Genomic DNA, 24,758 nt, shown 5'->3' on the forward strand with positions numbered 1-24,758 from the left:
TAAACTTAATGTCAAAAGAACTAATAATTTTAGCAGTAGATGATGATATGATAAATCTGAAACTATTGAAGTCTATGTTAACGAAAAATCCGGATGTAAAAGAAGTGATAGAGGCAAAAAATGGTTCGGACGCCATAGGTCAGATTAAAGCTAGAAGCGATATTGATCTAATCTTGCTAGATATTATCATGCCTGTAATGAATGGCTTAGAAGTTCTAAAAGTTGTCCGCTCGGATGACAATATAGAGCAGATGCCTATTATAGTTTTAACAACTGATGAGACCAAAAGAAGTGAAGCTCTGGAGCTTGGGGCAAACGGGTTTTTAATGAAACCAATCAGAAATAATGATTTAATCGCAAAAATTAATTCTATTATAGTTTAATTATTAAAATAAAAGAAATGTTAGATTAAAATCTGATCTAACACTTCCTCTACTCTGCTAACAGGGATAATTTCCAAAGAGGCCTTAACCTCATCTGGAATATCATCCAAATCTCTTTCATAATTTTTTATCGGTATCAAGACTTTACTCATTCCAGCTTTATGTGCAGCTATTAGCTTCTCTCTTAATCCTCCAATTGGCAAAACATCACCGCTAAGTGAAACTTCACCTGTCATTGCAATTTCTGAACGAATTTTTTTGGAACTTAGTATTGATGATATTACACTAACCATTGCAATGCCGGCACTTGGTCCATCTTTTGGTGTTGCGCCGTCAGGAACATGTACATGTAAGTCGTAGCGTTTATAAACTTCGCTAGAATCTACTTTTGCCTTATCTTCTTTTTCTTTCAATGTAAGCGGGATATTTTTATCATCTACTTTGAGTTTATTGGTGTCTATAAGAGTCTTAACAACACTGTATGCTATTCTTGCCGACTCTTTCATTACCTCACCGAGACTACCGGTTAGCTGCATGGTCCCTTTGCCTTTTATGCGTATGCTCTCTATCTTTAAAACATCTCCGCCTACAGCTGTCCATGCTAAACCATTTGCAACTCCGATTACCGGAACTTTTGTAGTTTTTTCTATCTCAAACACAGTTTTGTCAAAATAATCTTTTAAATTTTTAAGAGTCAATGACACTTTAGAAATTTTTGGATCTTCCAATATTTCTCGTGCTACTTTCCTTGACATGTTAGCAAGACGGCGACGAAGATTTCTTACACCTGCTTCACGAGTATAGCTGTGTATCAACTCTTTTAATGCCGGCTTTGAAATACTTACTTCAGACTTTTTAAGTCCATGTTTTTTTAACTCTTGAGGAATTAAATATCTTGTAGCTATCTCAAATTTTTCCTGAGGAGTATAAGAACTTATAGCAATAAACTCCATTCTATCACGCAGTGGAGCAGGAATTCTACCAACATCGTTAGCAGTTGCAATAAATATAACTTTGGTAAGGTCAATATTGAAATTAAGATAATAGTCACGGAATTCTTTGTTTTGTTCAGGGTCCAATATCTCTAGAAGTGCAGCTGTAGGATCGCCTCTGCCTGTTTTAGCTACCTTATCTATCTCATCTAGTACAATTACAGGGTTCATCTTTTTTGCATCAATAAGCCCTTGTGTAATTCTGCCCGGCATTGCACCAACATAAGTTCTTCTATGCCCTCTTAACTCATTAACATCTTCTAAACCGCCAAGTGCAATACGAATAAGCGGACGCTTTAACGCTGTAGCAATTGAATTTGCCAGTGATGTTTTACCGACACCCGGAGGTCCTGAAAAACATAAAATTGCACCTGAGCTATCGCCGCCTTTTATTCCTCTTAGTTCCATCAACTCTTTTACGGCAAAAAATTCAGCGATACGCTCTTTTGGTTTTTCTAATGAAAAATGATCTTTATCTAATTGCTTTTCAACATCAGAAATTTTAAGTGCTCTTTTGCTCATCTCACCAAATGGAATCTCTAAAACCCAGTCCAAATATGTTTGAGTCATAGAAGCATCGGAAGAGTCCGGATGCATACGAGAAAATCTCTCTATCTGCTTATGAATCTCTTTATAAGCTTCTTCACTCATCTTGTCTTTTTTAGCTTCTAATTTTTTCTGATACTCTTCAATCTCCTCATCTCTTGAAGTATCCGATCCTAGTTCTTTTTGAATCTGTTTTAACTGCTCTTTTAAGAAGTATTCTTTGTTTACTTTTTCTATATGTGTATGAACTTTTGAACGAATCTCTTTTTGAAGCTTGTTCGCTTCGATTTCATCTATCAACTGCTCAATCAAGTCTAGAAATCTTTTCTCCGTATCAGCCTCTACAAACAGACTGTAAGCCTGATCTTTTTTTAACTTAATAGTGCTGCATATTAAATCAATGATGCGATTGTGATCATGATTTTCTTCTATGGTCTTAAGTAAATCCGGCGGAAAATAGTTACTTACACCAGAAAGTGTTCTAACCTTTTCTCTTACTATTTCTAAAATAGCATCAATTTTTAAAGAGTTTACATTTGTAGCATTTATAATATCCACATGTGCCACTAATGGATTTTCTGAAACCTTGCCAAAGGTTTTTGCACGAGCAAGACCTTGAAAAAGAACCTTAACTCTACCATCAGGCAGAGCTACTTTTCTCATGATAGAGCCAACTACACCGGCATCATAAAGCGAGTCAAAATCTCTCTGACCCTCTTTTGATGACTTTGTAGGACAGACTATCACTAATGAGCTCTCTTCTATTGCTCTTGTTGCAGCGGCAATATTGCTCTCATCGCTTAAAAAAAGCGGTGATATCATAAAGGGGTATAAAAATAGTTCATCTTCCGCTATTACAGGTATTTCTGCCGGGAATTCAGAATAATCACTAAGCTTCATAATTTTTTTTCTCTTTTAATTTATTTATATTATCTGCAAATGGATTCATAAAATCATACCAGTTAGATGTGTCATCTTCTTCTGTGTTAGACTCTGAGTTGAGCTCTTTGAGCTCATTTACTTCTGAAGCTTTTTTAGATTCATTAAGAGGCTCTGAATTTATTTCTTCCTCAGATATAGAGTTTCTTGAAACAACACTCTGTGTATCTGGAATCATAAAATCATACCAGCTAGATGTGCCATCGCCTTCAAACCATGCACGGTACCACGAGGCATTTGCTCTATCTATATCATCCCAAACTATCCAAGACTGTGGTTTCAATGATCTATAGTACTCAGCACTTTTAGGCTTATCGAGTCTTTCATACAAACTTACGATAGTCTCATTTAGAACTGCCTGTGCAAGATAAAGTCTTGTCATCATTGTATTTATAACTTCTATATACATCGAGTTTGGATAGTTGTTTTTAAACTTTATGCTCTCCTCTAGGGCTTCATCAATAAGAGCTTGATCGCGCCTAGGGTTTGGAAGAGCCATGTACTTTGCTTTTATCTTTAAAAATTCAGCTTCTTCTTTTTCATTTGCTGTTGCATATCTTTTTATATACTCATCCAAAAAATGCTCACTTAAAATGTACTCTTCATGATGCATATGCGCAATTGCCAAAATCATAGTAGCTTCAGGAAGCAGGGGTGAACCTATATGTTCACCTTGAAGAGAACTATAGTAATTGTCTGCTTGTTCTAAATCACCTGCAGAAATCTGCTCAACAATCTTAGAATACCAGTACATAGCCGGTTTATTATACTCTTCAACTTCTTTTGAACAACCTGTAAATAACATTGTCAATAGCAATGCACTTGCTATCAAATAACTTTTTAGTTTCATAAAATATATTCCTACTACATAATTAATTTGATATTCTATCTAAAAGATATATAACACTTATTAAACTAGGTACATTTTATGCTTTAGTATCTGATACAACAACTAAATTTAGTATAACTACTAAGAAAATAAGGGCTTTTATGAAATTTGATATATGCGCACCAATACTTGGCTTTGAAGATGTAAAACAAGTAACATTAGAAAAAATTGATGATATTTTTATGAAAATGCAATGTACGGACAATGAACATATTTCTTTTACTTTGATAAATCCTTTTGTTCTTCGAGAGTATGATTTTGAACTTCCAGATAAAATAAGTAAAACTTTAGATGCAAACAAGAATTCTAATCTTCTTGTCTTAAATATTGTTCTTATACAAACGCCTATTGAAGACTCTGTTGTAAACTTTATTGGACCAATGATTTTTAACACTGATAACAACAGAGCTGTACAAATACTATTGCCTGAATCCACAAAATACGGAGTTGCTGAGAAGATTTCTACTTTTTTAAAGAAGTAGAAACTATAACAAAAATATCGCTATTCAACTCGCCAAATTTATCTTTTAAATTATTTATATTTCTTTTAAATCAATGTTATATAGGCTAATACAAAGTATTAATATATCGCCATTATACTCGCCATATAATTATGATATAATTTGTTTAAATATTACAAAAGGATGTTAATGAACTTTACTCCGATAGCTCCTACAGATATAAATGGAAATATTAATTCTAGTCTTACATCTAAAGCTGATGAACTTTTAATCCAAAGCGCTAAATTAACGGGAACACATACACCACAAATTATTCAAACTGTAAAAAACCTTTTATACACAGTCAATAGTTATTATTCCAACAAGATAGAATCACAAAGTACTCATATAATAGATATAGAAAGAGCGATGCAAAATGATTACTCTAAAGACACAAAAGAGAGAAACTTGCAAATACTTTCACTTGCTCACATAGAGGTTCAAAAAGAGTGTGAAAACTATTTTAAAAACACTCCAAATAGCACACCGTATAGCAAAGAATTCATTTTAAATATTCACAAAAGCTTTTATAGTAAAAAAGGTATGGAAGCATTTTTACATGTATCACATAATGATTTAGAAGGCATAATAGTCCCTGGAGCTATTCGTAAACAAAGTGTTAAAGTTGGAAACCATATAGCCCCAAGCTATGATAAAGTTGAAAGTTTAATGAATGAATTTGAACATCTTTATAACAAATCATTAAACTCAAGTAATGCTCTTAAACTGATTTATGCACTTTCGTCTCACCATAGACTAATGTGGATACACCCATTTTTAGATGGTAATGGTAGAACTGCCAGACTGGCGTTGGATGGGGCATTTATAAGTATTGGCATGAGTGGCTATGGCATGTGGAATATATCGCGCGGACTTTCAAGAAATTCTCAAGAATATAAAAAATACCTCTCTCTCGCTGATATGCCACAACAAGGTCAGTTTGACGGTAAAGGCTCTCTCTCATCAAAAGCTTTATCGGAGTATGTGAATTTTATGCTTGATATTTCACTAGATCAGGTCTCTTTTATGAGTAAACATCTTAAACTGGATGCTCTTTCATCCAAGATTGAGTTATTTGTACAAAAAGCAGATGATGGCTTGCTAGATATAGAACCCCTGCCAAAACATAGCAATAAGATATTTCAATATTTACTGCTTAACGGCGAGTGTAAAAGAGGAAAAATCGCACAAATTATAGGAATGAAAGAGAGAACAGCCTCTAGGGTTACGGCTGAGCTATTAAAACGAAATTTTATAGAATCAGATTCAAAAGTATCTCCAATCAGATTAAAAATCGGAGCCTCCATGGCATCATTTCTTTTTCCTATGCTAGTTCCAGAAAAATAATATAGGCTCTGTAGTCAACTTATATGACCTATGATTTTTAACACCGACAACAACAGAGCTGTGCAAATACTATTGCCAGAATCCACAAAATACGGAGTTGCAGAGAAGATTTCTACTTTTTTAAATAATAAGTAATTTTTACATTTAAGAATTCACAATAAAAAATCATGTATAATATAACAGAGTGATTTAACAATCTGCTACTGAGCCCTGTGTTTGTGTGCAGAAAATTTCCTTCCATCCAAGGGGTCTGTTATGAATATTTTTACTAAAAAACTTTATTTCCCGCTGCTGTTTTTAACAATATTCTTTCCAACTTATATATTTGGTGCTGATGAATGTTCTAGTAGCGATTACAATTATTCTTTATCAGCTGCTTCTCCAACAACAACACATACTGTAGCAATGTCGGCGAATGAATCTATTAGCTACTATATACAGTCATCAGAGGCCGGAACTCTGACTATAACTACAAACAATGCTAACAATAAAATCAATTTAAATGGTTCAGAAAATAGCTGTCCAGCTGGAGTTGAATCTGGAACTACTTCTTTAGTATATACCCAATCCTTTGCTTTTGACATAAATATTGTTGTATTTGCAGATGGAGCTGCTACACATACATTAACAATTCAATTTACTCCTTTTGACTCATCTTCAGAAGGTCATCTAACTAAATATGAAAATCCATTTTCAATTATTTATGGTGGTGCTGGAACAAATATATATGGAGATTACTCTTCTATAGCTTCTTCTGTACAATGTGTTGATAATGGCGCTGGTGGATGTAATTATAACTATACTGGAGCACTATATAATGCTACAACAAAATATGAAAATAGCGTTGCAATTGCAACGATTCCGCTTAACTCATCTACTGAAACTTTAAATTTACCTGTTGATATTGATGGATCAGATATTTTATATGCTGGGTTATATTGGCAAGGTAACATTACTGGTCCAGATTCTAATGATTATGTAGTAGGAATAACTGGAAGAAATATTGTTTCACTTCTAGATTCAAGCGGTACAGTACACACTTTGACATCAGATGAACTTTGGTATCATGACTTTTGGGGAGATGGCACTGGTAGTGATGGAGGATATAGGTCTTTTTATCAAGGTTATAAAGATATAACGTCAATTGTACAAAATTCTTATGTAAAGGGAAATATAAATTCATATACTGTTGGTAATATTAAATCAACAATAGGTTCCGATTATGGAACATACTTTTGGGCTGATGATATATATGCTTATAATGGCATTAGAATTGGTTTTTGGGGAAATTGGAATTTAATTGTTGTTTATGAACACTCAAATGTCGGGGCATTATCTCCTCAACCAAAACCAAAAAATATTACTTTATTTCAGGGTTTTGATGCTCTTATTCCTCTTCAACAAGATAGCACTAAAAGTGTGAACCTTCCCTTAAGTGGATTCTTAACACCTTCATCAACACCAATTGAAGCAAAACTATTATTTTATGGTGCAGGGGCAGAAAAAGTACTGAATTATGATACATTTAAAATTCAAGATGGCACAACATCTAATTATATTGATCTGTCAAATGCTTTAAATCCTGTTGACAATGCTTTTAATGGCTCTGTAAGTAGTTTTGGTATTCCTATTGACCCTGCTATCAGTTACTATCCAGGTCTTGATAGTGATGAGTTTGATATATCTTTAGCTATGGTAATAAAACAGACATCAACAAGCTTAAGCTTAAGTGCTAAAAATGTAAGCGGTACAGGTGATCAAATTTTTCCTGGTCTCATAGCTTTTTCCACTGATGTATATGCACCAGAGTTTTGTTATGACTATGCTTATAAACAACAAGGCATATATTTTACTGAAGACAATAATGGAACACTAGATCCAAGAATATCTGGAGATGTTATAAGTGGTGAACCTATAGAAGTTAGTGTATTTATAAGAAACCTTGTTGATTCTGACATCGCTGTCACAGATATGTATGTCGATGTTTTAGATATCAATACAACACAAGCTACATATGTAACAAATACAACAAAACTTGCAAAAATTGGTGATTTAACTCCTACTGATTTGATTGATGGCACCGATATTACTATAGGGACAAGTTCTATAGAGGATATTACAATTGGAACCATAGACTCTAACGAACATTTTTATATTTATTACAGTCTAGATCCTAAGGATAGTTCTATTGATATGCCAATTAATGTTCAGACAAGATATAATCTAGTTGTTGGTGGAGAAACTATCCCATATACACTAAAACTTGGTTCCGAGATACCAATGTGTTCTTCCACTAACTTTACATATGAGCCAGAATATGGGTTATTTAATGTAGTTCATAATAGTTATTATAATTATGATACTGGAGGGGGTAATAGGTATTATAACCTTCCAACACAAGTAACAAATAGAGAAGGTAATTTTAAGGTTATTGCGATGGACCCGGCTGATCTAAATGAACTGCAAGGGAAGTCAACTTCTGTTGCAGTTGAATTGATAGATGCCTCAGCATTTCATGACACTTATGCATCTTGCCAAGAAGAAGAAAGTTCTATTAGTGAAAAAGTACAAGTATTTTTTGAGAACAATGCAACATCCGTTGCATTTAATCAAGCAGCACTACAAGATGCGATTAATGATGCTGTTACAAACTTAACTAGCACATCAGAGTTTTACTCAATGGCAAGAGAAAATGTTGCTTTTAGAATCTCTTATGGTCTAACAAATGATGGTAACGATTCTCTGGTACAGCATGAATACGATTCATCAAATGACGAGTTTAAAATACTAAACTTTACTCAACTTGTTCAAGATGTAGGAACTTGTGTACAAAGAGTAACTTACGACACAAGTCCTGTTAAAACCACAGAAAATGTTGCCGTTGCATGTGGTAATGCTGGAACATTTATATCTAAAAAACATTACTATGCATGTTTAGAATGCCTTTATGGAATCAACACACGATTTGAGTGTTCAAGAGACAATTTTGCCATAAGACCCGAAGCATTTATGATTAAAATAAATGATCAAAACCAAACAAATCCATCTTCACAGCTTAGACTTGCTGATAGTGTATCTGGTGTTGTTACCCCAGTAGCCACGGTTGTCGACTTGGCAGCTGGTTATGAGTATAATTTAGAAATAAACGCTACAAACCATTTAAACAACAACTCATCCACAGGATACACAAAATCTTTTGACCCAATTCTAACTGACAATGTTGAATATACCTGGCAACCTAGTGGTGCTCCTACAGGATGTAATGATGACAATAATCACTCAATTCCTATGAGATTTGTCAATGGTTCAGTTGATATAAACTCATCTCTTAATCAAGTTGGTGAGTATGGATTAAATATTACAGACACAACATGGACTATTGTTGATAATACACAGCCAGCTCACCATGTGGGTTCATACTTTTTAGGTGGAGCTGATTGTATTGCTAACAGCTCAACTACACAAGCTATTAATTCCGGTACTTTAAATGGCTGTAATATAAGTTCCAATCATGATAGTAGTGGTTCCTCTTTAAAATATAGAGACTATAACTTAGAGTTTAATCCATATAAATTCAATATAGGAATAACACCGTCACATGGTGAAAACAACAACACGATATTTGATGCAAATACTTTTATCTATATGTCTGACATGTCGCAAAGTCCAGAGATGTCTTTTCATTTAAATGGCTGGATTGGTGCAGTTGGTTATGATGATTCAACCTTAAGTAATTTTGTAGACAACTGCTATGCAAAACCGGTCACTTTAACCATAAATAAAAGCTTGGCTGACTCTAATGTAATTAATTATCAATACAATTTTCAAAATACAGACCCGGCGATAGTTGATAAAAATGGTACTATAAATGGCTTATCTGGTTTAATTAATTTAGCAACAAATGATTTTAATAAATCAAATAACGGTAATGTAAATACGGTCTTAAATCTAAATTTCGATAGAAATGTAACTACTGTTTTTAATCCAGAAGAGTTGACATTTACTACATACGATGCAAACTGTACAACTCCTGCGAATTGTAGAATGAATGCTGATTTAGATTCAACACATGAAGCAGAAGGTTATCGTGATTTAAATAGAACAGACATAGCAAATAATAGAATAACTCTCAAGCATTACTACGGTCGTACACATGCATCAAGACAGAGATATGACGGAAACACAGGAACAGCTAATATATACTATGAAGTATATTGTTTTGGCAGTATTAGCGGCAATACATGTAATCAGGCACTTCTTCAAAATCCTACAGGAACATTAAAAAGAACTGATGATATAAGATGGTTTATGAATGAAAATCACGATATCATAAATGACGGCAATGTTAGCATTGTTGTACAAAGAGGTGGAACAAACATCGCTGCTGATATTATAGATGCAACTGATAATCCTACTGGGAATCCATCTATCACCACTCTTAACTATGATGCAAGCAAAGGCTATCCATACAAAACTATAATGCAAAACATTGCTTCAGGTTGGTTGATATACAACCAAGATGATCCAACTGCTACAAGAAATGAATTTGCTGTAGAGTTTGAAGCTCCAGGAACTGGTTGGAGTGGCGAGCATGAAACAAATACTACTACTCAAGATGTAGGTGCAGTTAGAACAAATAGGAGAAGTAATTGGTAAGAAAAGCCGCTAGCAAACTTGCTTTTACTATGATTGAGCTGATATTTGCGATAGTTGTTATAGCGATATCTGTTATGTCTCTACCTATGATGATTCAAGTTACATCACAAGGAGTTGAAAGCAATATAGTCCAGGAGGCTATCTTTGCTGCATCTGCAGAACTTATGGGTGCTACTTCATACTATTGGGATGACAATTCTATGCAAGACATGAATATTAGCCATTTATCAAGAGTAATAGACATAAGTGGAGATTGCAATGGTGACAGACTAAGAAATGGACACATAGCCCAGCCGCTACATAGAAGATGCTTAGACTCAAATACAACAGGAGCCCGTAATGCTCCAGGCGGTATAGTTACTGATTTAAACGATGCAGCTATTACCCAGTCTATTTTTACCGATATTGGAAGCGCTGAGGGTTATAAAAATAACTATACAAGTACTATCAATGTTGCTCCTGATGGAGCTGATGCAAATATCAAGATAATTACATCAACTATAACAGATGCAAATGGAACCACTGTTGTAGTACTTAGAGCGCAAAGTGCCAATGTTGGTGAAATTGACTACTATAAGAGGAGATTTTAATGCGCCGTTGTGGTTTTACACTTTTAGAACTCATCTTTGTAATAGTTGTTATGGGTATACTTGCTAAATTTGGTGTTGAGTTTTTAAACCAAGCATACAGGGGTTTTATAGCTTCTAGTATTAACAACACTCTGCAAGCTCAAAGTGCTGCAGCAGTTGAGTCTGTTGCTTCAAGACTACAATACCGCATCAAAGATTCTGTCATTGGCAGAAAAAGCAGTGATGCTTCATTTTTACCAATAGGTAGTGCTAGTGGAAGTGAATATAATATCTTAGAATGGGTAGCAACTGACATAGAAAATCTTCGTGGAAACTCTCTTCCAAACTGGAGCGGAATTATAGATCTTTACCACCCATCAAGCACCTCCAATATTCTTGTTTCTCCAGGAACAGACACGACTGCCATAAATACAATGATACAAGTTCTTTCTCATAACAGTGGAACAACTATAAACAATGCAGCCCTTTATTTTATAGGTTCAGACAGTGATATCGTAAGTGGGTATGGATGGGATGGTAACTTAACTACTATCAATACTCAAAACGGAGCGATGCATCCTATAAATTCTGTAGGCGGACAACCAACTCAGTTTACTCCGGCCGTTGGCAATTTTACTGGTGTAGATGTATTTGAGTATTATCAGCTAGCATGGACTGCTTATGCAGTCGGTATAAGTGATTATAATGCCGGAACAGCTACTGGAACACTTATGCTTTATTATGACTATCAACCTTGGGAAGGTGAAAGTTATACAAATGGAAAAAGTGAAATTTTAATGGAAAATGTAAGTACATTTCAATTTAAATCAATTGGTTCTATTGTTAAAATACAAGTATGTGTAAACAGTGATGTAGTGGAGGATTATTCGTTATGCAAAGAAAAAACAATTTACTAAGAACTGCTACTTATAAAAAACAAGCTGGATTTAGATCTGGTATGGCTATGATTATGGCAATAGCGATTATAGTAATAATCGGTACTATAATGGCTCTTTCACTCGCACTTACTACACAAACAACTAAAAGAACAACTGATTTATATCTTTATGAGCAATCTGTTTTGTACTCCAAAAGTGCTGCTGAACTTGCTCTGTTGGATATCGCACAAGCAAATCCTTGTACGGTACCTACTGCAAACTATAGCTTTCCATCTGGATGTGTTGGTGCTGCATGTTTGTATGATGCCAATGTAACTATTAGATATGTGTATAGAGGTTTAGCTTGTGGTGATATTAATGGAGATGGTATCAATGATGACTACTTTACGACACTAACAACTGATGAACAAAACGGCTCTGTATTGATGGATATAACAGTCAGTACAAATGCTGGTACGGAACCTATACGATATTTTAGAAGAACTATACAAAAACTGTAGTTTATAAATCTTTATAAACCTTTTAATGCTATAATCCAAATATAATAACTTAAAAGGATTTTTAATGAATATCTCCCTAACTGGTAGACAATTAGAACTTACAGAGCCTATCAAAGCTCACATGAACGCATCTATCGAAACACTTAGAAAATACCACATGGATATTATCTCTGTAAATGTTGTAGCAACTGCTCAAACTAAAAAAGGCAAAGAACATTCAATGGTGGAATTCACTATACATCTTGCTCACAAAAACTCAATTATTATTAAACAAAATGATGATGACTTATATGCCGCTATCGATTTAGCTATTGCAAGAGCTCAAAAAGCTATGCGTCGTATGCATGACAGAGATACAAACCACTATAAAGATGGTATGAATGAAGCTAAAAACGAAGCTAACACTAAAATAGATTTAAGCGAAGCTAGTGAAGCTCTAGAAGATGAAATCGTTCCTGTTGAACTTAGTCTTTATAAACCTCGTGAGGTAGAAGATGTTTTAAATGACCTAAAAGAGACAAATAAAGTATTTGAAATATTTTTAGACAATGAAGATAAAACTCGTGTTCTTTACAAAAGAAATGACGGCAAATTCGGGTTGTATTAAACCTTATTAAGAAGTAAAGACTCCTTTACTTCTCTTACAATCTCTTCATCATCTGCCAAATCAACCCACTTAAACTGACTTCCACTTTGGTTGTGACCTTTTAGTAAATCACCGCTTTTTCTAAACTTTAAATCAAGATTTGCTATATCAAACCCGCTTGTTGTTTGTGTAAACTTATCCAATCTTACAGACTCGTTTTTATTTGTATATAAATAGCAGTAACCTTTAAGTCCGGTACGGCTAACACGACCGCGAAGTTGATGAAGTGTAGAGAGCCCCAATCTCTCTGCACCTACAATTACTACAGTTGAGAGCCTCGGAAGAGATATTCCCACTTCAACAACCGTTGTAGCTATTAAGATATCTCCTTTTTTACTAAACTCTGTTAATATTTCTTCTTTGTCTTTGTCTTTTCCGTGAGTAACATAAACATTTTCAAATTTACTCTCCCAGTATCCACGAGCCTCATCTATACTCTGATACTCTAAAACTTCACTCTGCTCTACTAATGGATAAACTAAAAGTACTTGATTTTTTTTAGCTATCTCATGTCCTATATGTTCCAGCAATTCCTTAAAATCACTCTTATGTATGACTTTACTGGTTATATCCTTTTTAAACGGAGTAGAAGTGATAAGAGATACATCAATATGAGCTGTCTCTATCATAGCCTGAGTTCTTGGGATGGGTGTTGCTGAAAACTGTAAGTAGTGTGGCTTCGCTTGTCCTCCTTGGTTGAGGGTTTCACCACTGCTTACAAGTTTTTCCAACATATTTCTTTGTGCTGTTCCAAAACGATGCTGTTCATCAACCATAACAAGTCCGGTTTTCTTGCCCTCCTTGGTTGAGGGTGGAAGTTCTCTATATAAAAGTGCGTGAGTCCCAATGATAAAATCATACTCATTTAAATCTATCTTTTTACTTTTATTCGTAATTAATACAGATTTGACATGTGGAAGAAATTTACGCGCTTCTTCAAAGAGTTGATTCGCAAGTATTGTCGTAGGTGCCATTAAGATAGAACGATTAGGCTGCATCATTACTACTGATGCTAAAATAACCATTGTTTTACCACTTCCAACATCTCCTACAATCATTCGTTTTGCTGCTATATTTTTACCAAAATCAGATTTAATGTCTTCAATTGCACCTATCTGCTCACCTGTTAGTTGAAACGGCAGAGTTAAGGCCCACTCTTTATAGTCTCTACATGTAGATGTTAAAGATTTGAAATATCTTCTTTTTGCAGATAGTTGTTTCATGTAAATAAATAGCTCCAAATACTTCAAAGCATTTATAGTATTTATATTTAAATCTTTTAAATTTGTAAGCGTTTCTTTTGGAAAATGTAATTTAAGTACTTCATCTATAATAGCATCACTTAAGCCCTCTGCTTTTAAGTTCTCTTTTGTAAGATTGTTTTGAATAAAACGAAGCATAACATCTGATCGTAAGGCTGATTTATACTTTGGCGTAATTGCCCCGACAGCTGTCACTTTTTTTGGCATACTCATACTGCAGACTCCAGTTTTACACTCAATCATTCCATAGTAATAATCTCTGTCACCGACTTTAAACTGATGAAGCATATAAGGTTTTGGACGGAATAAAACACCCGTAATTGCATGAGCAAAATTATGAGCATAAAAAGTTATCTGGATTGAATTTGGAGCACGATAAACTGACTCAACAGTTGCATCTATGAGTTGTAAAGTGTGTGTTTTTAGTTTGTTATGAAGTCGTAAATCCTCATAAGTGTAAGGTATCATAAGAGCAAGCTCGCACCAAGAGTTAATACCAAGTTTTTTAAATTTTTCTTCTTGCTCTTTTGTGAGGTTCATGTTAAATCTTTTTATAGAGTTATATATTAAAATACTACTCTAGTATCTCATTTTTGCTGTAAAATATTGCAAAATGAAATGTTTTAACTAATAATTTCTATTTTTTTCTGTAGTGCGATATAAAATAATTAAAAGAGTGTTTTAATGCCTTGTTTGTCAACTCTATAAAATCTTTTGCTTCTTTGTAGTTTTCTTCAGCTTTATGTGAGAATTCATCAAATTTTTCATGTGCTTCTTTATAAAGTTTCTCTAACTCTTTTGCACCGATATCAAACTGCTTCTTTGCTTCTACGCTTAAGTGAGAAGTAGCCTCTTTGAGCTCACTCATCTCTTTTTCAAACTGTTGTAACTGTTTTTTAGCCTCTTGAACCATCTCATCTTTTTTCATGATATATCCTTTTGAACTATAAGTTATTTATATAACTATAGCAGAAAAATTCTATTTTCTAAAGAAGTTTCACTTTGTAACTATCGCGAAACTCATTTCTAAAATCTCTTTATGCTCTTTTATGAACTTATTTAAATCTTTTAGTTTTAGTTTTTTTATCAGCTCCAGCTCTTTTTGAGAGTGATCCAACTCATGACCTTTGTAGTAGTCCATAAAAGTACGGTTTAGTCTTTGACTCATTGTCTCAACTCTTAGTGGCTCACTTCCAAGTAAAAACTTTTTAGTCTGTTCTAACTCTTCTTTTGTAACGCCGTTTTTTACAAAATCTGACATTACTTCATTAACTGTCTTTTTTGCATCTTCAAGAGAATCTAATTTTGTTTGAAGATAACCGCTCATATAAGAGCTTGATTTACTTACATGTACCTTTGCATATGCAGAATACGCTAGTCCTTTTTTAACTCTTATCTCTTCCATAAGACGAGAACCAAAGCCCCCGCTTCCCAAGATAAAAGTTGCAACTCTTGCCTTATAATAATCCTCCGAACCTACTGCCACATGATATGGAGAACCAAAATACATATAAGCCTGTTCTGTTTCTCTTATGAGTATCTTTTCTTTAGGTGATTTTCTAACTGAGTAGTTTTTTAGAGCAGTTGGTTTGCCTTTAGCCATTGTATCTATCACTTTAGAGATTTTATCTTTTACCTCTTGTAATTCTACATCGCCACCAAGAACAACAATTAGTCTAGAAGCAACTAGATGCTCTTTAACAAACTTTTTAACATCATCAACTTCGATGCTTTTTACACTCTGTACTGTTCCAGAAGATGGCTGTGCCAGTGCACTGCCTTCAAAAAGCAACGCTTTTAATTCAGTTGAAGCTATATAGTCAAAATCGTTCTCTTTTCTAGCTAAAGCACCAAGAGTTGTTGTTTTTACTTTACTTATTGCTTCTTCACTAAAGTTGGGGTCTTTTAAAAGTGAATCAAAATATTTCAAACCATTGTCAAACTCTTCTTTTAAACAACTAAGTTCCATAACAAAAGTCTCTTTACCTGTTGATGACGATATATGAATAGCTTTACTCTCAAGAGCCTCAGCAAAAGCACTGCTTCCAAGTTTTGAAGTACCCTCACCCATAACTCTTGCACTAAATTTTGCAAGTCCTGCTTTTGTGTCTGCTATACTTCCGCCATTTTCAAATATGAACTGCATAGTAACTAGTGGTAATCTTTTGTCTTCTTCAAAAATAAGAGGTATTTTCATACCTTTTACTTCAATATATTCTATTTTTGCTGCCATAATCGTTTGTCCTAACATTAGTAGTATAAGTAGTAGTATTTTCTTCATTTTATTCAAACTTTTCTAAAATCTCATAAGCTGTATTTCTCACAGCCGGAGTTTCACCTATGTCTTTTATGAGGTTTACCATCTCTTCTTTTGCCATTGTGTACGCAGCTCCTGCAGAGCTTACAACATTTTCTTCCATCATAGTAGAGCCCAAATCATTTGCTCCAAACATAAGAGCCATCTGACCTATGTATGGACCTTGTGTCACCCATGAACTTTGAATATTTGGCACATTATCAAGATAAAGCCTTGCAACTGCAAGAAGTCTCAAATAACGATTTGATGACGGCTTATCCATATCAGGTATCTGAGCCAGAAGTTCAGTGTTTTGCCCTTGAAAACTCCACATGATAAATGCTCTAAAACCACTTGTTTCATCTTGTAGATTTCTTACCATATCAAAGTGCTCTATTATATCTTCATCGCTCTCAACTGTTCCATACATCATAGTAGCAGTTGACATAATATCGAGCTTATGAGCTTGACGGTGAACATCTATCCAAACATCAGAGTCAATCTTTTTAGGTGCAATAATATCACGAACCTTATCAGAGAGAATTTCAGCTCCTGCTCCGGGAATTGATGCAAGACCTTTGGCTTTGAGACGAGCAAGAACTTCTTGAATTGTAATGCGAGAAACTTTTGCAATAAAGTCAAGTTCTATTGAAGAGAAACCATGGATAGTAATAGTAGGGTATTTGGTGTGAATATGTTCTACCAAATCTTCATACCACTCAATTTTTAGTTTTGGATGGACTCCGCCTTGAAAAAGTATCTGCGTTCCGCCGATTTCTAAAAGCTCATCTATCTTTTCATCAATCTCATCGAATGTTAAAACATAAGCATCCGCATCTTTTTCATGCCTGTAAAATGCACAAAACTTGCAATCAACCCAGCAGATATTTGTGTAGTTGATATTTCTGTCTACTACAAAAGTTGTTATACCTTTTGGATGTAACTCTTTTTTACGAGCAGTTGCCATTTTTCCCAACTCTTTTAAATCAGCATTTTTTATTAAGTCTAATGCCTCTTCTTTAGTTAATCTTTTTTGCATTGTCCCGCTTTAGTAGTTATTTTATCCATACCCGTGTTAACCTTCTGAACTTTTTTGGGGGCATCTATGTCATGTTTTTGTTCAAGCCATGAACCATCTCTATAAGCCATTTGAACACGATTTTCTTTATCTTTGTAAACAAGTATTCTAAGAGGAAGATCGAGTCCTATTTTCATCTCTTGGTTCATCAAAACAGTACCAAGTTTTGGATTCCCAAAAATTATCACTTTTGAAGGATTCATATCCATTTTGACCATATCTGCATTGGCTTTGTGATTTATAGTCGCAAATATAGTTGATCCATTTTTTTTAACTATTCGCTCAATATTTTCAACTGTTTCATCAAAACTGCATTGACTCTCTTTGACAATAATGTCATTTGCAAAAAGTGCTGTTGTAAAAACAACTAAAGCTATAATCTTCTTCATAAACTACTCTGGTTTGTCTTTGCTTATTGCGTCAAGAACACCATTAATAAATTTAGGGGATTGTTCTGTACCAAATGCCTTTGTAATCTCTACCGCTTCATTTATAACAACAGCAGAATCAAGTTCACCAAAAAGTATCTCATAAGTTGCTAGTCTAAGAGTAGCTCGCTCAATACTTCCGAGTCTCTCAAAATCCCAATCTTTTAAATGCTCAATAATCGCTTTATCACAAGCCTCAAGATTTGCCATAACACCCTCATAAAGAGCTAGTGCAAAGTCTTTTTGTTTGTTACGAATCTTTTTCTCTTCTAAAATCTCATCTGTGTGCTCTGCGATGTTTCCGTTACCTAAGTCATAAGCGTATAGCAGACTTACAACTGCCATTCTAGCGTGATGTCTAGTAGCCATTAAAGGTTCTCATACAAGTCAAGCATCTCAATAACAGTAGTCATTGCTTCAAAACCTTTATTTCCGGCTTTTGTACCGGCTCTTTCTATTGCCTGCTCGATTGTATCAGTAGTAAGCAGTCCGAATGAAACCGGTTTTTGATACTTAAGGCTCATAGTAGCGATACCTTTAGTCGCCTCAGCTGATACATAATCAAAGTGAGGAGTGGCTCCACGGATAACTGCACCTAAAGCACACACTGCATCATATTTACCAGATGCTAAAAGTTGGTCAACTATCATTGGAAGTTCAAATGCCCCAGGAACCAATACATGAGTCAAATCACTCTCTTCTCCACCATGACGATCAAATGCATCTTTTGCGCCTTCAACCAATCTGTCAACTATAAAGTGATTCCATCTTGTACTAACTATTGCAATTTTTTTGCCGTTTACTACTTTTAATTTACCTTCAACTAATTTCATACTATATCTCCTGTATCTTTTTAATTTTTATTATTAATTTTTCTAACTCATCAAGTTTTACCATATTTGGTCCATCGCTAAGTGCAATACTTGGGTCAAAGTGCGTCTCCATAAAAAAACCATCAACTCCAACCGCCGCTGCACCTTTTGCCAAGTATGGAACCATAGAACTGTCCCCGCCTGTTTTGCCGTCTTGTGCAGTTGGCATCTGAACAGAATGTGTTGCATCAAATATAACCGGTGCAAACTTTCTCATAGTGACTAAGTTTCTCATATCAACTACCATGTTGCCGTATCCAAAAGAGTTTCCTCTCTCACAAAGAAACACACCATGCTTTTTAGAGTTCTCATAAGTCGCCTCTGAACACCCTCTTGTTTGAAGGATTTTTAAAACTGGATAAAGCATAGCATCGCCGCTTAAAAACTGTCCTTTTTTGATATTGACTATTTTGTCGGTCTTTGCACAAGCTACCAGCAAGTCTGTCTGACGACATAAAAAAGCTGGAATTTGCAACATGTCAACTACCTCTGCTACTTGAGCAACTTGAGTAGACTCGTGTACATCAGTAACAATTTTATACCCAAAGTCATCTTTGACTTTTTGAAGTATACGCAGACCTTCATCGATACCAAGTCCACGAAAACTCTCTAATGATGTACGATTTGCCTTGTCAAAACTAGCTTTAAAAAAGAAGTCTATAGAATCATCTTCATGATACTGCTCTAAAGCTTTTGCAATTTTAAAAATATTTTCTTCACTCTCGATAACACAAGGTCCTGTGAGTAATGTCATTATTTACCTTTATAGCATTTAAAAATAGAGAGAGATTATATCATAATGGTTTTAATCTAAAATTACCACACCGTACTACTTAGTACGAGCAACCATAATTCCGGCAAAAACAATAAGAATTATTCCACATGTAGTTATCAAGTTAGGAAGAGAATCGCCGAGTAAAAGCCCTACTAATATAGCAAATACTATATTGCTGTAACTAACCGCTCCAACTATCCCTGCTTTGGTCTCTCCGTAAGCTTTTGTCATAAAAAATTGCGAGAGTGTTCCTAAAACACCCAAAGCGATAACATAAAACCAAACAATCCCCTTTGGCAAGACAAACTCACCAAGCATAAAATCAAGCTCTGACATGTAGAAATATTTTGATAATATAAAAAGGATAATCGGACCGATTGTTCCCACTAAAGTAAAGGATAAAACTATCGCTCTTGTGTCATAGTATTTTTTAAGTTCTCTAACAGAAGTGTAAGCCAGTGCCGCTCCGACACCGCTAAAGATGCCCAGAATATCATACTTTGTAAATCCAATCCCAGTTGGCCCAGTTATAAGAAGTATGCCTCCAAAACCGATAAATACAGCAAGCCACGCACTGAGTGAAAGCTTCTCTTTTAAAAACAGCCATGCAAATATTGCAGTAAAAATCGGTGCTGTTTTACTAAATGTGACTGCATCTCCAAGTGGAATATTTGCGATATTATAAAAGTAAGCCAATACGGCGACAAAGCCCATCACTCCTCGAAAAAGCAGTAAAAATGGCTTTCCGCCCTGCTGAATCATAGGTTTTTTGTATACAGCGTAGCCTATTATAGCCACGCCAAAGATATTTCTAAAAAAGACTACTTCGAGTGAACTCATATGTTCTGATGCAAGCTTGGCAAATGCACCCATAATTGCGAAAATAAATGATGCCAAAACCATATATTTAACACCACTGTTTAATTGTTTTATACTTTGCATAATGCAATTATAGCCATACTATTTTGTACTTTGTTTATTCAAATAGATTATGTTATAATTTATTTGAATTAAATAGGAGATGTTCATAATCATGAAAAAAAACAATAACATGTTATCGTTGCGCAACAGATATATTCCAGCTATGTTACTAGTTGCAATATTGTCGGTTTTTGCATACATAAATGTTGAGAGAATAATTGATTCGATTGAAAATGACTCTAGTATAATCAATACAAGCGGTCGTCAAAGAATGTTGTCCCAAAATCTTATACTTCTTGCAATAAAATATCTAGATAGCCCAACTCAAGAAAACAGACAAACTTTAGAAAAAAATATAAAACTTATGAAAGATTCTCATAACTATCTACTTAACAAAGATAAAAACACTCGATTAAAAATCATCTATGATGAAAAAAAACTATCCATAAAATTAAATACATTTTTAAATGAGCTTGGTGCAATTGTCAATCATAAAAACAAAGAAATTATTACAAAAATATCAGCTGATGCTGAACACTTGCTTCCTTTACTCTCAGAGGCTGTCCAAGAGTATGAAAATATAAACAATTTAAAAGTTGCTAATTTAAAACAAACTCAACTATACATCCTCATCATTACTCTGGCTCTTTTGATTTTAGAGGTAATTTTTATATTCCATCCGGCTAGTAAACAGATAAAAAAGAACAGTGATGAATTAAAAGAGCTTAACAGCAATCTACAAAAGAAAGTAAAAGAAGAAATTGATAAAAATAGAAAAAAAGAAGAACACTTAATACAACAATCACGAATGGCTCAAATGGGAGAGATGATTGCTATGATTGCTCATCAATGGAGACAGCCACTCGGGGCAATCAGCAGCATTAATTCTACTATTGAAGTAGATGCTATGCTTGACTCCTTAGATAAAGATGCAACCATAAAAAACACAAACAAAATATCTAAATTGGTACAACACCTAAGCCAAACAATAGATGATTTTAGAGAGTTTTTTAAACCAAACAAACAAAAACAAAAAACTAATTGTGACGAAGCCATAGCAAATACACTCAATATAGTTGGAAACTCTTTAAAAACCAAGAACATAACACTAAAAAAAGAACTAAACTGCAACGAAGATTTTCATACACATAGAAATGAGTTGATTCAAGTTGTTTTAAATCTAATAAAAAATGCCGAAGATGCCCTACTTGAGAATGAAATTAAAGACCCTTATATTAAACTATCTTCATATAATGAAAATGAAAAAAATATAATAGAAGTTTCCGACAATGCCGGTGGTATTCCAAATGATATTATTGAAAAAATATTTGATTCGTATTTTAGTACAAAAAAAGAAAAAGATGGCACCGGTCTGGGGCTGTATATGAGTAAAACAATTATAGAAGATCATTGCGGTGGAAAACTTACGGTTTTCAATAATACACAAGGTGCCGTTTTTCAAATATCTCTACCACAAAATAATTAATTACATATGGCATATTTAATTTAATAAAGATATAATTTAAAGACAATAACAAAAGGGGAAATTTTGTCCTTACGCATGATAGCTGTTTTGCTATGCTTGTTTTTAATTTCTCAAGCAGTTGCAGACACCAATACTACAACTCAAACTTTTGAAGAGTATATTGACGAAAAGCAAAAAAAGATATCAGAAAAAGTTGTTGACTGGTCATACAATATAGACAATGGACTAAGCCGCTGGATTTACAATGCAGATGATGAAGCTTATTGTGAAGAACAAGAAAAAATACTAAATGAAAGATTTTTTGAAGATAGTGACATTTCTGTTGATGATTTTTTTAAAAATGAGAAGTTTATTGAAGAGACTGAAAAAAGATTCGTTCGTGTTCGATTTGGTGCAGATTTTCAATCAAAAGAGTCAACTGACTTCAACTACAAAATAAGAGTTCAAATACCCCTGAGCAAAACCAAAAAAAATATTAAACTGTTTTTTGACAATGTAGAGCGAGATTACTTTACCGGTGATGCTTCTGATGAAGAAAAAACTCCAGATGTTGGACTTAGCTACTTTTCACCAGACTACTATAAACTTAAATCAAAATACTCAATAGGAACCAGCGGATTAAACGGGTATCTTCGTGCTAGATACTCTAGAGCTTATCTAAGCGGAAAATGGAAAATCGAGCCTACGCAACAGTTTAAATACTCAATAGATGATGGCTGGCAGGAAGAGACTAATGTATATTTTGACAGAGCACTCGAAGAGTCTTCACTTTTTAGAACCACCCTGCATCGTAAAACAAGAGCACATGTAGACGGAATGGACTACAGCCTAGGTTTTTCTTACTTTTTTATACAGTCAAAAAAATCTGGATTAAGCTTATCACAATCATTTTGGGGAAATACAAAATATAGAACTCTTGATAAACCAGAGTCATACTCCGGCATAAGTAACTATAGTACCACAGTTGGTTGGCGTCAGAGTATTTGGCGTAAATGGTTTGCATATGAGATACAGCCTGGAATCAGCTTTCATAGGCAATATGATTATGAACCAAACTACATATTGAAATTTTATGTTGATTTTTATTTTGGAAACATTTGATATAATATATATTATATGAAGGGGTTTGAAGATGAAAATTTTTGTAATTATATTCTTGTTGACTAGCTCTTTTTTTGCTCAAAGCTATTCGACGCGTTATGATGTAAATGTTGGTATGTTTGGGAGAGTCGGGTATGCTGATTTTACATTAAAAGTAAATGGTGACAACTACGAAGCTAAGCTCTCGGCAATCATGGTCGGTGTTGCTGCGACACTTACCGGAAATTGGGTTGAAACTTTCACAAGCAATGGTAACATAGTCGATGGAAAATACATTCCGCAGAAATTTATAAAAACCAAAAACACTACGAGAAAAAGCAGAATTCAAACCTATTATTTTGACCATGATAAAAAAGAAGTAAAATTAGTAGAAGAAAAGACAAAAATAGTAAGCAAGTCTAGATTTGATACTACAGATTTTCAGATTTGTTATGAGGATGTTAATGAGACATCACATAAAGAAGAAGTCCTTGAGACTTATATTGCAGATGATTCTCTTAGTGCTTATTTAAATACTAAACTAAACGCCAATGCCAAAAATAAAATTTACAATTTAGTAGCTATCGGCGCGCACAATGATGAAAACAATGTCACTTTATCTTTTTTAGACGGCTCAGAAAAAGAGTCTGCGCTGCTTAACTTTTCAAGTGATATTGAGACTGTTTACAATATACATGTAGAGCCTTTTGATAAGGAGGACAAGATAGTGGATGTGCTTGTAGCCTTTGATAAAGATGGTTATATGAAAGAGGCCCTGCTTGGTGAAGTTTTTTGGATAGGAAAGATTACTGCAGACCGAGTTGATCAAAATATTGCAATAAAATAAATCTATTTATTAACTTCTATTTCCTATAATAATATGATTAATAAAGGATAATTATGGGCAATTTAATACTACTGGCTGTAATAGGTGGCTTTTTTTACTGGATATTTAAGAGCTATTTGAGATATACGGCTTACTCGCGAGAAGCGTTTAAAAACTTCTCTGTTTCAAAAGAATCTCTGCAAAAAAGTGATTTGGGTCTGTTTGTTGCATTAGTAGCAAAAGTAGCAAAAGCTGATGGAAGAGTAGATGCATTAGAGGCTCAACTAATCGGGATTATGTTTGATGATATTTCGGCAGTTTTTCCCCAGCCGCAAAAAACAAAAGATATTTTAAAAGAGATTTTCAACGAAGAAAAAGACAGGTTTGATAACCTGCAAAGCATTGCACAAACTCTTGGGTCTGCAATAAAAAGAGACAGAGCAAAACAGCAGCAATTTATGGGCTTTTTGATTCAACTGGCGTTTATTGACGGAGATGTCAGTAAAAATGAAGAGCAGGTACTTGTAACCATTGCCGAAGCTTTTGAGTTTGACCCTAATGCCTACCATGCTATTTTTGATCAGTTTGAGAAAATGATGAAAAATGTGCAGCCAAAAGCAAATATAGAAGATGCCTATAAACTTCTAGGTGTAAATGAGAGTGATGATATGAGTGTAATTAAAAAAGCGTATAGAAAGCTTATACGAGAGTATCATCCTGACATTATAAAATCTCAAGGAAAAGATGAGACATACATGCAAGAAGCAACAGCAAAAACTCAAGAGATAAATCAAGCATATGAGATGATAAAAGCTAAAAGAAAATAGTTACATGTATGTAAAATACTTTCTACTTTTTTCAATACTTG

General features: G+C 34.3%; 23 protein-coding genes. 12 read left to right on the forward strand and 11 right to left on the reverse strand.

What is annotated here, in order from left to right:
* The first annotated feature begins 8 nt into the window (after positions 1-8).
* Positions 9-383, forward strand: a complete 375-nt coding sequence (locus tag OQK60_RS02455; protein WP_297683723.1) for a response regulator — start codon at positions 9-11, stop codon at positions 381-383.
* 20 nt (positions 384-403) lie between these two features.
* On the opposite strand, the gene lon is transcribed toward OQK60_RS02455, so the two are convergent.
* Complete coding sequence (gene lon, locus OQK60_RS02460; protein ID WP_297683725.1) at positions 404-2,821, reverse strand: endopeptidase La; 2,418 nt, start codon at positions 2,819-2,821, stop codon at positions 404-406.
* Positions 2,811-3,710 carry an outer membrane protein assembly factor BamD gene (gene bamD, locus OQK60_RS02465; RefSeq protein WP_297683727.1) on the reverse strand — a complete coding sequence of 300 codons (900 nt, stop codon included), beginning with the start codon at positions 3,708-3,710 and terminating at the stop codon, positions 2,811-2,813. The genes lon and bamD overlap by 11 nt, the downstream gene beginning before the upstream one ends.
* A 140-nt stretch (positions 3,711-3,850) precedes the next feature.
* Between bamD and fliW the strand changes: the two genes are divergently transcribed.
* From fliW to raiA, 7 genes are all read left to right on the forward strand, one after another.
* Positions 3,851-4,231, forward strand: coding sequence for a flagellar assembly protein FliW (gene fliW / locus OQK60_RS02470; protein ID WP_297683728.1), 381 nt, complete (start codon positions 3,851-3,853; stop codon positions 4,229-4,231).
* A 168-nt stretch (positions 4,232-4,399) separates the two neighbouring features.
* Positions 4,400-5,596 (forward strand): Fic family protein, encoded by a 1,197-nt coding sequence (locus tag OQK60_RS02475; protein ID WP_297683729.1) that lies wholly within the window; start codon positions 4,400-4,402, stop codon positions 5,594-5,596.
* A gap of 255 nt (positions 5,597-5,851) precedes the next feature.
* On the forward strand, positions 5,852-10,252 hold the full coding sequence (locus tag OQK60_RS02480) for a hypothetical protein (RefSeq protein WP_297683731.1): 4,401 nt from the start codon (positions 5,852-5,854) through the stop codon (positions 10,250-10,252).
* Complete coding sequence (locus OQK60_RS02485) at positions 10,246-10,842, forward strand: hypothetical protein (protein WP_297683733.1); 597 nt, start codon at positions 10,246-10,248, stop codon at positions 10,840-10,842. Before OQK60_RS02480 ends, OQK60_RS02485 begins: the two co-directional genes overlap by 7 nt.
* Positions 10,842-11,738, forward strand: a complete 897-nt coding sequence (locus tag OQK60_RS02490) for a type II secretion system protein (protein ID WP_297683735.1) — start codon at positions 10,842-10,844, stop codon at positions 11,736-11,738. Before OQK60_RS02485 ends, OQK60_RS02490 begins: the two co-directional genes overlap by 1 nt.
* The gene (locus OQK60_RS02495) at positions 11,714-12,220 is read left to right on the forward strand and encodes a hypothetical protein (protein ID WP_297683737.1); all 507 of its coding nucleotides are present in this window, start codon (positions 11,714-11,716) and stop codon (positions 12,218-12,220) included. The genes OQK60_RS02490 and OQK60_RS02495 overlap by 25 nt, the downstream gene beginning before the upstream one ends.
* A 64-nt stretch (positions 12,221-12,284) precedes the next feature.
* Complete coding sequence (raiA, locus tag OQK60_RS02500; protein ID WP_297683738.1) at positions 12,285-12,827, forward strand: ribosome-associated translation inhibitor RaiA; 543 nt, start codon at positions 12,285-12,287, stop codon at positions 12,825-12,827.
* Here raiA and recG read toward each other — a convergent pair.
* From recG to OQK60_RS02545, 9 genes are all read right to left on the reverse strand, one after another.
* On the reverse strand, positions 12,824-14,668 hold the full coding sequence (gene recG / locus OQK60_RS02505) for an ATP-dependent DNA helicase RecG (protein WP_297683740.1): 1,845 nt from the start codon (positions 14,666-14,668) through the stop codon (positions 12,824-12,826). The two genes, raiA and recG, sit on opposite strands and share 4 nt — an antisense overlap.
* Positions 14,669-14,765: 97 nt before the next feature.
* The gene (locus tag OQK60_RS02510) at positions 14,766-15,056 is read right to left on the reverse strand and encodes a hypothetical protein (protein ID WP_297683742.1); all 291 of its coding nucleotides are present in this window, start codon (positions 15,054-15,056) and stop codon (positions 14,766-14,768) included.
* Between the two features lie 69 nt (positions 15,057-15,125).
* Entirely contained in the window at positions 15,126-16,361 is a 1,236-nt protein-coding gene (locus OQK60_RS02515; protein ID WP_297683744.1) for a pitrilysin family protein, read from the reverse strand.
* Between the two features lie 49 nt (positions 16,362-16,410).
* Positions 16,411-17,463 (reverse strand): dehypoxanthine futalosine cyclase, encoded by a 1,053-nt coding sequence (locus tag OQK60_RS02520; RefSeq protein WP_297683746.1) that lies wholly within the window; start codon positions 17,461-17,463, stop codon positions 16,411-16,413.
* Positions 17,448-17,891, reverse strand: a complete 444-nt coding sequence (locus OQK60_RS02525) for a DUF302 domain-containing protein (RefSeq protein WP_297683748.1) — start codon at positions 17,889-17,891, stop codon at positions 17,448-17,450. The genes OQK60_RS02520 and OQK60_RS02525 overlap by 16 nt, the downstream gene beginning before the upstream one ends.
* A 3-nt stretch (positions 17,892-17,894) precedes the next feature.
* On the reverse strand, positions 17,895-18,299 hold the full coding sequence (nusB, locus tag OQK60_RS02530) for a transcription antitermination factor NusB (protein WP_297683750.1): 405 nt from the start codon (positions 18,297-18,299) through the stop codon (positions 17,895-17,897).
* Positions 18,299-18,763, reverse strand: a complete 465-nt coding sequence (ribE, locus tag OQK60_RS02535; protein WP_297683752.1) for a 6,7-dimethyl-8-ribityllumazine synthase — start codon at positions 18,761-18,763, stop codon at positions 18,299-18,301. Before ribE ends, nusB begins: the two co-directional genes overlap by 1 nt.
* A 1-nt stretch (position 18,764) precedes the next feature.
* The gene (kdsA, locus tag OQK60_RS02540; protein ID WP_297683754.1) at positions 18,765-19,556 is read right to left on the reverse strand and encodes a 3-deoxy-8-phosphooctulonate synthase; all 792 of its coding nucleotides are present in this window, start codon (positions 19,554-19,556) and stop codon (positions 18,765-18,767) included.
* Between the two features lie 75 nt (positions 19,557-19,631).
* Complete coding sequence (locus tag OQK60_RS02545; RefSeq protein WP_297683756.1) at positions 19,632-20,519, reverse strand: DMT family transporter; 888 nt, start codon at positions 20,517-20,519, stop codon at positions 19,632-19,634.
* 91 nt (positions 20,520-20,610) lie between these two features.
* On the opposite strand from OQK60_RS02545, the gene OQK60_RS02550 reads away from it, so the two are divergent.
* From OQK60_RS02550 to OQK60_RS02565, 4 genes are all read left to right on the forward strand, one after another.
* A complete protein-coding gene (locus tag OQK60_RS02550) occupies positions 20,611-21,984 on the forward strand; it encodes an ATP-binding protein (protein ID WP_297683758.1) in 1,374 nt (457 codons plus the stop codon).
* A 63-nt stretch (positions 21,985-22,047) separates the two neighbouring features.
* Positions 22,048-23,085 carry a hypothetical protein gene (locus OQK60_RS02555; protein WP_297683760.1) on the forward strand — a complete coding sequence of 346 codons (1,038 nt, stop codon included), beginning with the start codon at positions 22,048-22,050 and terminating at the stop codon, positions 23,083-23,085.
* A gap of 31 nt (positions 23,086-23,116) precedes the next feature.
* Positions 23,117-23,911: a DUF3108 domain-containing protein gene (locus OQK60_RS02560; protein WP_297683762.1), complete on the forward strand. Its 795-nt coding sequence runs from the start codon at positions 23,117-23,119 to the stop codon at positions 23,909-23,911.
* 53 nt (positions 23,912-23,964) lie between these two features.
* The gene (locus OQK60_RS02565; RefSeq protein ID WP_297683764.1) at positions 23,965-24,717 is read left to right on the forward strand and encodes a TerB family tellurite resistance protein; all 753 of its coding nucleotides are present in this window, start codon (positions 23,965-23,967) and stop codon (positions 24,715-24,717) included.
* Positions 24,718-24,758: the final 41 nt, after the last annotated feature.

Origin of the sequence: Sulfurimonas sp. (assembly GCF_026196735.1) — a bacterium.
GTDB lineage: Bacteria > Campylobacterota > Campylobacteria > Campylobacterales > Sulfurimonadaceae > Sulfurimonas.